The organism is Limosilactobacillus equigenerosi DSM 18793 = JCM 14505, assembly GCF_001311375.1.
GTDB classification, from domain to species: Bacteria; Bacillota; Bacilli; order Lactobacillales; family Lactobacillaceae; genus Limosilactobacillus; species Limosilactobacillus equigenerosi.
In genome coordinates this window covers 28,382-41,986 of sequence record NZ_BBAS01000013.1, presented here as the reverse complement: position 1 = coordinate 41,986, position 13,605 = coordinate 28,382, and the positions used below count along the sequence as shown (strand labels likewise).

The window sequence follows — 13,605 nt, the reverse complement described above, 5'->3', positions numbered from 1 at the left end:
AATAATAAGAATTATCAAAAAGCAGCTGGAAAATATCAAAAAAAGCTTCCCAGGTCCGGCACCTAAGGGAAGCTTTTTCATTTTAAATTAGTTGTTAACAGCTTGCTTGCCGTTGTAGAAACCACAACTTGGGCAAACCATGTGTGACTTACGTAATTCGCCACAGTTAGGACATGCAGTTAAACCAGGAACAGTTAACTTGATGTGTCCACGACGGTTGCGCTTACGCGTCTTTGACGTTTTCCGTGCTGGAACAGCCATAATCTGGCACCTCCTTCAATCATAAATTATCCACTAGTGGTGATTAGCCGTTCGCTATTTACCTTCATCCTGATCAGGAAATAATGCTTTTAACTTAGCGAAGCGTGGATCAACTTGGTCAGCCTGCTGCTGAGCAACCCGCTCTTGCGTGGTCACCGACCAGTCGTTTCCTTGAGGAAATTCATCACCGGCCGCTTCAGCAGGGGTTAAAACTTTCAGTGGAATTTGTTCGATAATGTTTTCAGCTAACATTTCATGAAAGTCAATAATTTCATCTGGCTCAATGACGAAAACCATTTCATCGTCTTCGTAACGTCCCAGATGACTAGCATCATCCGTATAGTTTTCCGTAAATTCAAACTGTACTGGTAATTCCACTGGCGTGAGCGAGCGACTTGAGGCGTGGTTACCGTAGTGGTCACCGTTATCCCGAAGGTCACATCGCCATTATCTGATGACACATACGCATCAACTACCACCGGTGCTACTTGTAACACCTTGCCAGCAAAACGTTCGGTCATCATTGCATTCAGATCAAAAGTATCGTTAATATGAAGTGGTTCTTCATGGTAACGAACTAACTCGTTTAACAACCATTTCATTGTACTTACCTCCTATTGCAACATTAACAATTATACGCACTTCTTCCATGCTTGTCAATGTTATTTCCTTGACAGTCTCCGAATTGGGGCATGTTTTAAATCTTGCTCCACTGGGGTGAACATTTGATACAATTTACCAGCGCGATAATCGAGCTTTAACATCCCGGCTTTCAAATCTTGATCAACCTTCACAATTAATGGTAGCGTAACGGTTTTCTTGATTTGACTTAAATAAGCTTGCCCTTGGTCACTAAACCCAAGCACATGTAAGTATGGATTGGCGACGGCATTAGCAACTTCAGACTTGGTAATCCCTAACGTGACATATAAACACAAACGGGTTAAGTAGGCGTAAGTATAACGCTTCGTCTTAACTTGCTTAATAAAGTCCGCAAACGTTAAGGACCGCTCAGCAGCGGCTTGCATCCGATACTCAATTCCTTCCCCCATTTGATAATATTGGCTAATTGTTGCACCGGCGTTTGAATTAACTGATTGCGTAAGATTGGATATAACGTGTCCCAATCCGGCACGTTAATTAATTGGGCTAAGGCAGCTGCCGTTGCTTCCGGGACGGTATCATCGATAGCTTGCTTAGTTTGAACGGCTTGGCGAATCGCACTCGCACTCGCAATGGTTCCCGTAATCGTTTGTTGATGATAGTAATTGGCAATCCGTTGCATTGGTTGTAAATCAAACTGGTAGCCGGCTTCGTGACGTGCTTTATAATAGCTAAACGCTAAAATATCATTCGGATCAGTTAAGGAATATCCAGTTTGCGCTGCGAGTTGGGCATTAAACTGACTCGCATAGGTCGCATGATAATCATGAAACTCTTGGGGATCAAACTGAGCTTCGGCGGCCACCAACTGGTCAAAATCCCATTCCGGATGCTCAGCGCCAAAAACGATTTGTTCGACTTGTAACGCATCCAATAACTGCAACGCCCCGGCGGCGAAACGATGGGCCGGTTGGACGGCATGGAACACTGGTAATTCCACCACTAAATCCACCCCATTAGCTAAGGCAGCTTGCGCGCGGGTCCATTTATCAAGAATGGTCGGTTCTCCGCGTTGCGTGAAATTACCACTCATCACCGCCACCACCACGTCAGCCCCCGTTTGCCGTTTGGCCGTCGTTAAATGGTACAAATGCCCATTGTGAAACGGATTATATTCCGTCACTAACCCCACTGCATGCAACTTAGTCATGACGCAACCCCGGTTTTTGCGCCACCACAAACATCCGCGTTGTCGCATCCGTTAGTGGTTGGCGCCCAAAGTCACTACTATATTGTAAATTAACAAAGCCGATTTCTTTGAGCGCTGCTTGGACCATTGGGACTGGATACGACCGTTGGAAATGCATTTCACTAATTCGATCATACTTACCAGCCGCATCTTGAATAAAGAACGTTAAATCATGAATTACCCCATGTTCAACATCATCATCGGCAAAACTTTGCCAAATGAACGCTCGTTGGTAATCTTCATCTTGATAATTAAACATATAGCCCGGATAAACATCATCCATTTGGTGGGGCGTCATCATATCAAAAATTAACGTTCCCCCAGGAGTTAAATGCGTATACATTTGTTGCAAGGCTTGCTTAAATTCCGCAAAGTTATTTAAATAACATAACGAATCAGCAAAACAAGTTATTAGTGGATATTGCCCTAATAAACTAAGATCTAGCATATTGCCTTGCATTAACATTAAGTCTACTTGGGCTTGTTCGCGATGTTCAGCCGCCAATTCTAACATGTCTGCTGATAAATCAAGATCCGTCACTTCATAACCAGCTTGGGCCATTAAGATGCCAAACCGCCCCGCTCCACCAGCCACATCTAACATCGTAGTTGGCGTGGGGACTTGTTGTTGGACAAACTTCGCCCAATCTTGGTACAGATCATCATCAAATAACTCGTCATACAAACGCGCGAAGGTTTGATAAATCATTAGTCCTTAACCCATTCACTCACATCAACAAGTGGTGCATCGACCCAGAACTTTTCGAGGTTGTAGAATTCCCGTGTTTCTTCCCGGAAAATGTGAACGACCACATCGCCAAGGTCCACTAAAATCCATTGGCCTTCACGCTTACCTTCCACACTTCCAATTTCTAAGTTTAATTCGTGGGCCTTTTTAACAATTGCATCACAAATGGCTTGCGTTTGCCGGTTTGATCCCCCGGTTACTAACACAAAGTAATCAGCCATCGGACTGATTTGGCTCACTTCTAAAGCCACGATATCTTCACCGCGCCGGCCATCAGCTTCACTGACGACCATTGCTAAAATTTCTTTACTATTCATTAATTTCAAATTCCTTTCGCTTGCTTGGGACCCAGGCATTATAGGTAGCCAGAGTAGCTGGATAAACCGCCACCCCTTGGGTCACTAAGTAACTTAACGTGTGCCACGTTTGATAGGCGACGCGAGGGCTAATGATTGGGCCGTTAATTGGCGTGCGGTCGCTACTCCCGGAAAATCGCGTCCCGGTTCAATGTAATCCGCTTGATACAACACTTGTGATAATGGCGTCATCGTCACCCCACCGACCGTATGTTGCCGAATAGCGGTTAAAATTTCTTCGTCCGTTACCCCAAGCTCTTGTTGAATCAAAGTAGCGCCTAAGACCCCATGCCAAATTTCATTACCCGCCGTCGCTAACGCTGGGTCATAATCCCCCGTTGCTAATAAGGCTTGGAAATCTTGGTCGGGACGTTCCTTAGCGTAATCATGTGTTAACCCGGCAATGCTAGCTTGCTCTAAGTTAACCCCATTTGCTTGAGCTAACTCAACGGCAGTTTCTTCAACCCGTAGCACATGCGCAAACCGGGCTGGACTAAGCGCTGCTTGCACCTTCGCCACTAACGCGGGCCGGTTTTGCGGACCAAATTGGCCAGTATATTGAATGTCAGCTGGTTTAATCAAGATATAATTGATGCTCCTTGATATATTTTTCGACCACCGGTGGGACCAGATAATGGATTGAATCACCGCGTTGTAGCCGTGCCCGAATGTCTGATGAACTAATATCTAAGAGCGGTACATCAACCCAAATGACAGGATAATCAGTCGTATTTTGGGCCCCCGGCCGCCGAACAGCGACAAAGTTAACTAACTTCATTAATTCATCAATTTTGTACCATTTAGGCAAGTAATCAACCATGTCCCCACCAATGATAAAGTAATAGTCATTTTCGGGGTGTTGTTCTTTCAGATACTTAATCGTGTCATACGTATAACTTACCCCGCCACGCTCAATTTCCGTCAGTTCCAAACCTAGATATGGATTATCGGCCAACGCTAACTTGAGCATCGCAACCCGGTATTCCGCCGCCACTGCCGCTTTGTGATCGACATGCGGTGGTTTGGCATCGGGCATTAAATCCACCCGGTCGAGCCCCAGGGTATGACCAACTTGATCAGCCATGATCAAATGGGCCGTGTGAACTGGATTAAAGGTTCCCCCATATAAACCAATCCGTTGCCGTTTCGTCGCCACGATCGTTTGCGCTTGTGGTTGCGCCGTATATGTCATTGTTGGTTCTTCCAACATCGATCTAACCCCTAAATCTTTTCAACTTGGGTTGATAAATCCCGGTTTTCTGGTAAGTCCGAAACTTTAAATAAGACTAACACCCGACCAATCGTTTGCACGACTTGAATGGTTGATTGACTTTCGATAAATTCCTTAACTTCGCTCGTCGTTTCGTCAGCATTTTGTAAAATGCTAACCTTAATCAATTCCCGCTTATCTAAGGCTCCATCTAATTGCGCTAACCAAGCTGGCGTCAAGCGTTTTTCCCCACACTAAATAATGGTTGCAAATGATTTGCTTCTGCTCGTAAGAATCGTTTTTGTTTTCCTCGTAATTGCATCTGTTTCTCCTTAAATCATCGCTGGTCGCATTAAAACGGCCACCCCAGTTGGCGCCCATCCAGCCACAACACTGCCGGCTGGCACCGTCATCCAACCTAAGCCTTCAAAGACTAAGTCTGATTTTTCCTTAGCCGCAAATTCGAAGCGGTGTAATGGTGGGAAGTTTTTCGCATCTTCTCCACTTGGTGGCGTTAATAACGTTCCAAAGTGCTTCGCATAGAAATGATCAGCATTCGCTAACTTGGTCCGGTGCATTGGTAAATTGTTGTCAAAGTACCCCACCATCCCAACTTTCGGTCCTTTTAAGTAATCAAACCGGGCCACGCCACCTAAAAAGATGGTTTGTTGGTCTTGCAGTTGATACGTCCGTGGTTTAATTTCCTTTTGTGGCGCCACAATCTTTAAGTCCTTATCTGGTAAGACGTGCGCCATTTGTTCTGGATGAATAATCCCGGGGGTATCAACTAATTGATGCCCATCAGCTAATGGAATTTCAATTTGATCTAAAGTTGTTCCAGGGAACCGTGACGTTGTAATCAAGTCTTGGACCCCCGTCCGGAGTTTCAGAATTTGATTAATCAATGTTGACTTCCCAACGTTCGTCACCCCGACGACATAAACATCCCGATCACCACGCCGTTGATCAATTTCATCCAACAGTGCTTCCACTTGGTGATTCTTTTTAGCTGAAACCAACATGGTTGACACCGGCCGAATCCCAGCTTGGTTAACTTGTTGACGAAGCCAGTCTTGTAACTTGTTCCGGCGCAAAGAACTTGGCAAGACGTCTTCTTTATTTCCGACTAACATAATTGGATTATCCCCGACAAAGCGGTGTAATCCCGGAATAATGCTCCCGTTCACGTCAAAAATATCGACGACATAGACAATCAAAGCCTTGGTATCCCGGATATGACTTAATAACCGCCGGAAATCATCATCTGTTAATGAAACCGGGGCAATTTCATTGTAATGCCGTAAGCGGAAACAACGTTGACAATATAATTCGTTAGTTTCCAGCCCCTTTTTCACCGCTGAAGCTGGCGTATATCCCAGCCCTTGTTTGTCCTCGGATTGAATGATTGATCCACATCCAATACAACGTAATTCTTCGTTCATTTATTTTAGCTCCTTTTGCCACTTCATCGTTGGATCAGCACTAACCAAGCGCTTCATCACTTGGTTACCCATCCACCGGTTTGGCATCGTTACCCATTTATCACTTGGCAATAAGGGTTTAACCAAGATACTACGCACCCCCGCGCCATTGGCGGCCAAGACGTCCGTCATGAGTTGATCCCCGACCATCACGACTTGGTCAGGTTGATATTTAAATCGTTTTAACGTGCGCTTGAGGCCAATTGGCAATGGCTTTAACGCCCGCGATTCAAATGGTAAATCAAGTGGCGCTACTGCCTTGCTAACCCGCGCGGCATGGTTATTCGAAACGACAATTAATTCGATTCCAGCCTGCTTTAACTGCGCCATCCAATCCCGTAATTCCGGGGTACCATCTGGATTATCCCACGCAATTAGCGTATTATCGAGGTCACTAAAGACGGCCTTGATGCAGTGAGCTTTAAGTTGGCCTGGATCAATATCACTAAAGCGTTCAATCATCCAAGTTGGTTTAAATCGTTCTAACATTGAATACTCCTTCTTGTCTTAATCCTTACTATTATAACGATTGTGGTAATTTGGTTCAATTGATAATGAAAATAAAAAAAACGAAGCGACGAATCACTCGTCACTTCGTTTTTATTAGCCTACTTTAAAGCAGCCTTAGCTTGGTCAACAAGGGCCTTGAAGGCGTCCATGTCGTTAACAGCTAAGTCAGCAAGCATCTTCCGGTTAAGGTCGATGTTAGCTAACTTCAAGCCGTGCATTAATTGGCTGTAGCTCATGCCGTGCATCCGTGCACCGGCGTTGATCCGCGTGATCCATAATTGACGGAAGTTGCGCTTGTTAGCCTTCCGGTCACGGAATGCGTACAAGCCACCCTTCATCACTTGGTCCTTAGCCGTCTTAAATAAACGGTGCTTTGAACCAGTGTAACCCTTAGCTAACTTCATGATGCGCTTCCGACGAGCGCGCGTAACAGTACCACCTTTAACTCGCATTGTGGTGTCCTCCTATGTAATTTAATTTATTTTGTCTACAAACCTACTAAATTACTTAGCAGGAAGCATCTTCTTGAAACGACTAACGTTGCTCTTGTCCATCATGGAAAGGCCACGTAATTGACGACGTTGCTTCTTCGTCTTACCGTGGAAACGGTGGCTCGTGAATGAGTTACCACTCTTGAAACCGCCATTTGCAGTCCGCTTGAAACGCTTAGCAGCAGATTTCTTTGTCTTCATCTTTGGCATAACTATAATCCTACCTTCTTTATTTATTTTTTTGCTTTTTTTCAGCAAGTGGGGCGAGTGTTAAGAACATGCTCCGCCCTTCCATCTTTGGTCGTTGTTCGACCGTGGCGATGTCCTTGGTTTCTTCAGCCATCCGTTCGATCATGTCTCGACCAAGCTCTTTGTGCGTAATAGCCCGACCACGGAACCGTAATGAAATCCGAACCTTATCACCCTTTTCGATAAACTTACGAACGCGCCCTAACTTCACGTTAAAGTCATTCGTATCAATCGTTGGGCTTAACCGAATTTCCTTTACGGCCGTTGTCTTTTGGTTCTTACGAGCTTCCCGTTCCTTCTTTTGCAATTCGTAACGGTACTTCCCATAATCCATGATCCGTGCAACAGCCGGACGAGCCTTCGGTGCAACCAAGACTAAGTCAAGGTCAGCTGCTTGCGCTAATTGTAAAGCTTCCGCCTTCGTCTTAACTCCAAGCTGTTCCCCGTTTTGATCAATCAACCGAACTTCACGGGCCCGAATGCCGTCATTAACAATCATTTGTTGTTGTGCGATAACCATCCACCTCCATTCTTCAACGACGTTTTGGTATCAAAAAAGCGACGTATCTAACAAAAGACACCCCGCGATCATTCATTCACTCATTAGCGTTAATTAACTTAACGAAGTAAATGCTGATTTGCCAGGCCACTCTGATGACCGAGGCGAGAAGCGGGTGCTTCTGCTTTTTATCAACATGTAATACTATACTGGACTTTCCAGTCTTCGTCAAGGTAATTTATTAAATTAAATTTATTTCAGTAAATCAATTAACGAACCAACTAACGTATCAGTTGAAGCTGCCGAAATGTTGTTTAAGAACACCACATTTTGAATATGCTTTTCTCGAACTAAATCCGCTAACTTACCGTCATAATACCGGTAATCAACGACGTAAACGTGTTCAAAATTGTTCACTAAGAATGGCGTAAACGCATTACCAAAGGACTCCTTCACAACCACGATTGACGATCCATCGTGTAATTTGGGATTGTTAATTTCCTCAAATGGCTGGTCCCCGGCAATAAACGTCATATATTTATTGGCTTCATCGTATTGAGTAGCATCAGCAATAATCTTCGCTGATTGCGTTTGACCATCACGGTCGCGATACGTTAACTCATTCGTTGCCTTCGGTTGATAAGCCACGACCGTATCCGGATGTTTTTTTTCAGCGCTGGTGATTGATTACTATACGCATATGAAGTCCCTAAAAAGCCCGGGAATTTACGCACGCGATAATCACTCAATGGGCTTACTGGTTGCTTCATTTTCGCCATTAAAGCTTGGTAAGCATAGTAAGCTCCCTTCGCCGTCCAGTGGTGATCCGTTCGGAAGTAAAGATCTTCTTTGGAGTGATTGTCAATGGCTTTAAACGCATTCACCGTCGCCACTTGTTTACCCATTTTCCGGTAGGCAAAGTTAATCGCTTGTTGTTGATCACTCCCGCCTAATTCTTTTGTGGTTGCAGCATCTAAGTAAATCCCACTACTTGTCGGTACAATAACGTCATAAACATGCACCTCAGGACCTACTTGCTTAGCAAAATCGGTAATTGCATGGGCATAATCTGTTAAGACCCCCGGGACAAACCCATACATTGAGTAGGCCCGGTCACCAGTAATAAACAAGTTGTTCATCTTTTCATCGACCCCATGCAATTTCGCCGCCCGATTAATCTTGGCTGCATGTTGCGGAGCAGCCGTTTGATTAACTTGCCCCACTACTTGCGTTTGATGTAAGCCATACGCTTGCTTTAACGTCGCGTTTAAACTCATTAATTCTTCACGCCCCGGAAATGTATCGGCATACCAGGTCGTAATCTGATCTAAATTTTTACCATTAATTAAATTCGTCACTGTCAACGTTGGGAACTTAGCTAAGGTCCGTTTTTCAATCGCTGACTTAGTTGGTCGCCAAGGCATAATTAAGGCAATGATGGCCATGGCGATGAAAAGCGTACTAAATAAGATCGTTTTAAGTTTCGCAAAGCCGTGATGATTTGACATTCGATGATCCTCCTTACTTTAGAATTGGAAGTACAAGAACGGATTATAACTGTTCCCGACCAACATCAACGTAGCAATCGCAACTAAAACAATCGGCGCAATCACATCAATTAGATTAGCTACCGTTGCCACCACTGGCACTCGATTCGCCCAATTCATCCATGCCCGATAACCATTTTTCCACCATGGCAAGCAAGCTAAGATAGCAACAAGCATGATATAGAGATTATTCATCAACACCATTTGGGTATGCACATCAGTCCATGCATTACCATTTAAAGTAAATAACCCCTTGGCAGCCACCGCCAGCGTATAAAAATCCGTAAAGCGGAATAATAACCAGCCAAAGTAAACAACCACTAACAAGTAGAGATGTTTAAAAATCCGTGGGAAGTGATTAAAGAACCCTTTCAAGACCCATTTTTCAAGTACGAGAAAGACGAAAAAGTAGAGTCCCCATAAAATGTAGTTCCAATGCGCACCATGCCAAAAACCAGTTGCCGCCCAAACTACAAACATGTTAAAGATTTGGCGTAGTGCCCCTTTCCGATTCCCGCCTAGCGGAATATAAACATAGTCGCGGAAGAAGGAACTTAAGGAAATATGCCACCGGCGCCAAAATTCGGTAATTGATTGGGAAATATATGGATAATTAAAGTTTTCCTTGAAGTGGAACCCAACCATCCAGCCCATTCCAATCGCCATATCTGAATAAGCAGAAAAATCTAAATAGATTTGGACCATATACATTAACAACCCTAACGCTAACGCACTGGCCGGCAAATGTTGTAAAGCACTCGCTTTCATCGGTAATAATTGATCCGCTAACGAAGCCACCGAATTAGCTAAGACAGCTTTTTTTAAACAGCCCGACTGCAAACCGACTAATTCCACGACTGATTTCATTCCAGCGAGTTGGCCGATGCATAATTTCGTTGGCGACATCTTGATAACGAACAATCGGTCCCGCAATACATTGGAAAAACAAGGCCGCATATAACAGCACCATCCAATAGCTATGTTGGGCTGGCGCGTCATGACGATAAACATCCACCGTATACGTAATCAACTGAAAGGTGTAAAACGAAATTCCAATTGGTAAGGCCACTGATAAAATTTGGTGCGGCCAACCAGTTAACTGATGACTGATTGTGGTCAAAAAGCCTGCATATTTAAAGTAACCGAGCAGTCCTAATTGCAACAACGTCGTCACCCACAGTGTCAACGTCCGCAATTTAGGATGCGATTCTACCGCACCGATAATCCGTGCTCCTAACCAGCTAATTAACGTCATTAATAATAATAAAATTAAATAACGTGGTCCACCCCATGCATAAAAAATTAACGATGCGAGTAATAATACAATATTCTTCGCCCGTAGACTTGGCATTAACCAATAACAAATCATCGTCAATGGCAAGAAGGCGTACATAAATAACAAACTTGAAAATACCATGCTAACTCCTTCAAATTATAATCATAACAAATATATATTTTACCGACTTTTCAAGTGGTAAACAATCACTAATTCAAGATTAAACAAAAAACGCCCAGGAAAATCCTGAGCATTTTCGAATTTAAACTAATTTGCTCTAATCTGCCCTCGCAAATTAAAGCACTCTTTAAATAGTTGAATGTTATTTATGCCGTAAATTTTGACCTTCCAACGTCACCAACTTAGATAAAGTTGTAATCCGTTGCATCAGCCGCTTCGCCTTCATCGGTTCAACGACCCCTTTATTATCTTCAGCCAAATGTTGTTCTAAAGCTTCCCAATCTAAATTTGAACTGAAAAACGTTGGTAAATTATTGTGTAATCGATATTCCAAAATGACGCCAAGAATTTCATCCCGGCCCCAAGCAGTGACTGTTTCCGCACCAATATCATCAATCATTAAGACTGGGGCCTCACTAACATGTTGCCGTTTAGCTGCTAACGTCCCATCTTGAATTGATTCCCGCATTTTAACTAAGAAAGATGGATAATGTAGCATTACCGTGGAGATTCCTTGTGCAGCTAATTCATTCGCAATCGCACCGAGCAAATATGTCTTCCCCACCCCAAAATTACCATATAGGTATAAACCGGGCTCATTTTGGGTCGGATTATGTTGGGCCAAGTATTGTAGTGCCGCCAACTGGGCTGCTTGCCGTGATGGCGTTGCAAATTTGCCACTCGTATAAAATTGATCAATCGAAGCTTGTTCAATTACTTTCGGCATTTCAATCCGTTCCACGCGATTGGCAATTTCAGTTGCTTTTTGTTGCGCAATTAATTCTGCACTTGGGGTATACGTAACATCAATTTGGCCCGCATTCAAAACTAACCGTGGTTCATAGCCAGGTGCTAAGGTACTTTGTCCCCGCGCTTGTAAATCTTTTTCATGATAATATTCAAACAATTTGGAATAATCACGTTGAATCCGCTCCGGCGTTAATTCACCTTCATGCGCACTTAAAAATGCTTGCACTCCCGCATCTTGAAAGACTTTTTGGACGGTAGCTTGGAATTGAGGGGATTGATGCCGCGCTTGAACTTGGTTCATCAAGGATTGTTGTATTGGGGTCATGAATCTGCTCCTTCCTGTGAATCAGTTTGGTGTTGAAAATCAGCTTGTTTCTCGCGCAATTGGGCTAGTAAAGCATCCCGTTCACTAGCATCAACTACTGGTTGCGTACTTGGCGTTGGGGCAGCCGGGGCTTGATATTGCTTATCTTTGGCCCAGGCCGGCAATTTTTCTTTAACCCGGCGCGGCGTCCGGCGTGATGGGCGGTGTTGGCGTTGTTGATATTCACGTAAAGCAATTAATGCTTCGCCTGGGGTCTGCACCCCGGCCCGACGCCAACTATTGGCAATGGCATCCGCAAAATTAGCACTTAATGTTGCATTGCCTCGTTCGACCAAGATGTAATTGATTAAAATATTAACCGCGGCCAAACTCAACCCACTCGCTTGGACTAACCGCTCTAAAGTTTGCCGTTCTTGATTGCTAACGTAGCCACTATTCGTTGCTTGCTTAACGGCTCGTAAGTAATCATATGGTTTGACCGTGGCGACTTGTTGTAAGAGGCGCCGTTCATTATCACTCCAGTTGCCTGCTTCGATTTCAGGCGTCGTCGTCAGCGGAGCTTCATCACGATTGGCCGACTTACTTGCCACTTCACGGTTAGCAATATGTTGCCGGACTAACACTTTAAACCGCGTGGGATCAAAGGTTTGTTCGACCACATCGGTCGCTTTAATCATCAATTCCCCCAGTGTCAGTTCATCCAACCCATACACCGCCGCTTCGGTCGCCAGGAGTTCCCGGTACTCACTCACTACTTGGTTCGATAATCCCTGAGTAGCCACTTGTTGCCCTAATAATTGCCAATCTAAAGTTGGTAATTGCTTTTCAACTTGTTGTTGGGGGAGTGGATTAGCTTCACGGGCCGCTTTAACCACTGGGTCCACGCTTGTAAAGGCTGCCTGCCCTAAATGATAAACATCTAAAAACTAGCGGTCACTTCAATGGCCTGACTCGGCACTAAATACCGTTGATGTGCCATTTGACTAAGAACTTTGAAGCGCGCTTCCCCAACCATTTGCAGTAACAAAACGCTTAACAAATCATCCGCTAAAAATTCGGTTGGCGTCATCGTTGGTTGTAATTCATAGATTAACACCGTCCCCATTGCGTCAACCTGCTCAAAAGTCCGCAACAAGCCAACTGCTTCTAATTCGCGCCGGGCCGTTAATAAATCCGGAAGCCCTAAATTTAATTGGGTCATTAACGTCAAGTGCGGTTGTCGATTAGAAATCGTTGGTTGCGCAACGGATTGTTGTTCTAATGCATAAAAGAGCCCCACGGCTGCAGGGCTCATCAATGGTTGATAATAATTAATTAACGTGGCGCGGTCAAACTTGGCAAAGGTCGGATTAACCGACACGACAAAACCAGTTTTCGGTTGTAACGTCATCGTGGTGCTCATTATTTTTTTCTCCATTGAATCAATTGCCTTTTGAAAGGCTTCGACATCCGCAAATTCCCGGTAAACACTTGCAAAGCGGATATAAGCAATTTTATCAACTTGCTTTAATTCATCCATCACAAACTCACCAATTGCCTGGGTCGTAACTTCAGTTTCACCAAGCCGCCGGACCTTACTTTCAACCCGAGTAACAATTTCCGTCAACTCTTGCATCCCAACTGGTCGCTTTTCAACCGAGCGAACCAAGCCATTTAATAATTTTTGGCGGTCAAATGATTCGCGACTACCATTTTTCTTCACTACTAATAACGGGGTTTCTTCATAACGTTCAAACGTCGTGAACCGGAAACCGCAAAATGGACATTCTCGCCGGCGTCGAATACTTAACCGATCATCCGTTGGGCGACTATCAACCACCCGCGAACCCTCTTTTTGACATTGTGGACAGATCAAACTCCGTTCCTCCCT

General features: G+C 44.4%; 16 protein-coding genes and 5 pseudogenes. All 21 read right to left on the bottom strand.

Features of this window, described 5'->3' with window-relative positions; all coding sequences use genetic code 11:
* Positions 1–87: 87 nt before the first annotated feature.
* The gene (gene rpmF / locus JCM14505_RS06600) at positions 88–261 is read right to left on the bottom strand and encodes a 50S ribosomal protein L32 (protein WP_054653545.1); all 174 of its coding nucleotides are present in this window, start codon (positions 259–261) and stop codon (positions 88–90) included.
* A gap of 54 nt (positions 262–315) precedes the next feature.
* Positions 316–863 (bottom strand): annotated as a pseudogene (locus JCM14505_RS06595) (DUF177 domain-containing protein).
* Positions 864–923: 60 nt separating this feature from the next.
* Positions 924–2,074, bottom strand: a pseudogene (locus tag JCM14505_RS06590) (nucleotidyltransferase).
* Positions 2,067–2,822, bottom strand: coding sequence for a class I SAM-dependent methyltransferase (locus JCM14505_RS06585; protein WP_054653544.1), 756 nt, complete (start codon positions 2,820–2,822; stop codon positions 2,067–2,069). The pseudogene JCM14505_RS06590 and the gene JCM14505_RS06585 overlap by 8 nt, the downstream one beginning before the upstream one ends.
* Entirely contained in the window at positions 2,822–3,178 is a 357-nt protein-coding gene (gene rsfS / locus JCM14505_RS06580; RefSeq protein WP_054653543.1) for a ribosome silencing factor, read from the bottom strand. The genes JCM14505_RS06585 and rsfS overlap by 1 nt, the downstream gene beginning before the upstream one ends.
* A pseudogene (gene yqeK / locus JCM14505_RS06575) lies at positions 3,171–3,796 on the bottom strand (bis(5'-nucleosyl)-tetraphosphatase (symmetrical) YqeK). Before yqeK ends, rsfS begins: the two are co-directional and overlap by 8 nt.
* Entirely contained in the window at positions 3,792–4,427 is a 636-nt protein-coding gene (locus JCM14505_RS06570; protein WP_054653542.1) for a nicotinate-nucleotide adenylyltransferase, read from the bottom strand. Before JCM14505_RS06570 ends, yqeK begins: the two are co-directional and overlap by 5 nt.
* An 11-nt stretch (positions 4,428–4,438) precedes the next feature.
* Positions 4,439–4,749: pseudogene (gene yhbY, locus JCM14505_RS06565) on the bottom strand (ribosome assembly RNA-binding protein YhbY).
* A gap of 10 nt (positions 4,750–4,759) precedes the next feature.
* On the bottom strand, positions 4,760–5,869 hold the full coding sequence (gene yqeH / locus JCM14505_RS06560; protein WP_054653541.1) for a ribosome biogenesis GTPase YqeH: 1,110 nt from the start codon (positions 5,867–5,869) through the stop codon (positions 4,760–4,762).
* A complete protein-coding gene (locus tag JCM14505_RS06555; RefSeq protein WP_054653540.1) occupies positions 5,870–6,397 on the bottom strand; it encodes a YqeG family HAD IIIA-type phosphatase in 528 nt (175 codons plus the stop codon).
* A gap of 119 nt (positions 6,398–6,516) precedes the next feature.
* Positions 6,517–6,870, bottom strand: a complete 354-nt coding sequence (rplT, locus tag JCM14505_RS06550) for a 50S ribosomal protein L20 (protein ID WP_054653539.1) — start codon at positions 6,868–6,870, stop codon at positions 6,517–6,519.
* 51 nt (positions 6,871–6,921) lie between these two features.
* Positions 6,922–7,119 carry a 50S ribosomal protein L35 gene (gene rpmI, locus JCM14505_RS06545; RefSeq protein WP_054653547.1) on the bottom strand — a complete coding sequence of 66 codons (198 nt, stop codon included), beginning with the start codon at positions 7,117–7,119 and terminating at the stop codon, positions 6,922–6,924.
* A gap of 19 nt (positions 7,120–7,138) precedes the next feature.
* The gene (infC, locus tag JCM14505_RS06540; RefSeq protein WP_054653538.1) at positions 7,139–7,678 is read right to left on the bottom strand and encodes a translation initiation factor IF-3; all 540 of its coding nucleotides are present in this window, start codon (positions 7,676–7,678) and stop codon (positions 7,139–7,141) included.
* Between the two features lie 231 nt (positions 7,679–7,909).
* Positions 7,910–8,305 (bottom strand): DHHW family protein, encoded by a 396-nt coding sequence (locus JCM14505_RS10105; protein WP_054653537.1) that lies wholly within the window; start codon positions 8,303–8,305, stop codon positions 7,910–7,912.
* On the bottom strand, positions 8,272–9,165 hold the full coding sequence (locus JCM14505_RS10100; protein ID WP_054653536.1) for a DHHW family protein: 894 nt from the start codon (positions 9,163–9,165) through the stop codon (positions 8,272–8,274). The genes JCM14505_RS10105 and JCM14505_RS10100 overlap by 34 nt, the downstream gene beginning before the upstream one ends.
* An 18-nt stretch (positions 9,166–9,183) precedes the next feature.
* The gene (locus JCM14505_RS09705; RefSeq protein ID WP_225352295.1) at positions 9,184–10,059 is read right to left on the bottom strand and encodes an MBOAT family O-acyltransferase; all 876 of its coding nucleotides are present in this window, start codon (positions 10,057–10,059) and stop codon (positions 9,184–9,186) included.
* Complete coding sequence (locus JCM14505_RS09700; protein ID WP_225352294.1) at positions 10,007–10,621, bottom strand: MBOAT family O-acyltransferase; 615 nt, start codon at positions 10,619–10,621, stop codon at positions 10,007–10,009. The genes JCM14505_RS09705 and JCM14505_RS09700 overlap by 53 nt, the downstream gene beginning before the upstream one ends.
* 181 nt (positions 10,622–10,802) lie before the next feature.
* Positions 10,803–11,735 (bottom strand): primosomal protein DnaI, encoded by a 933-nt coding sequence (dnaI, locus tag JCM14505_RS06520; protein WP_054653535.1) that lies wholly within the window; start codon positions 11,733–11,735, stop codon positions 10,803–10,805.
* A complete protein-coding gene (locus JCM14505_RS06515) occupies positions 11,732–12,619 on the bottom strand; it encodes a DnaD domain protein (protein WP_054653534.1) in 888 nt (295 codons plus the stop codon). The genes dnaI and JCM14505_RS06515 overlap by 4 nt, the downstream gene beginning before the upstream one ends.
* 35 nt (positions 12,620–12,654) lie before the next feature.
* Complete coding sequence (locus JCM14505_RS10595) at positions 12,655–13,125, bottom strand: hypothetical protein (protein WP_500778352.1); 471 nt, start codon at positions 13,123–13,125, stop codon at positions 12,655–12,657.
* A gap of 15 nt (positions 13,126–13,140) precedes the next feature.
* Positions 13,141–13,590 (bottom strand): annotated as a pseudogene (nrdR, locus tag JCM14505_RS09695) (transcriptional regulator NrdR); the annotation flags it as partial.
* Positions 13,591–13,605: the final 15 nt, after the last annotated feature.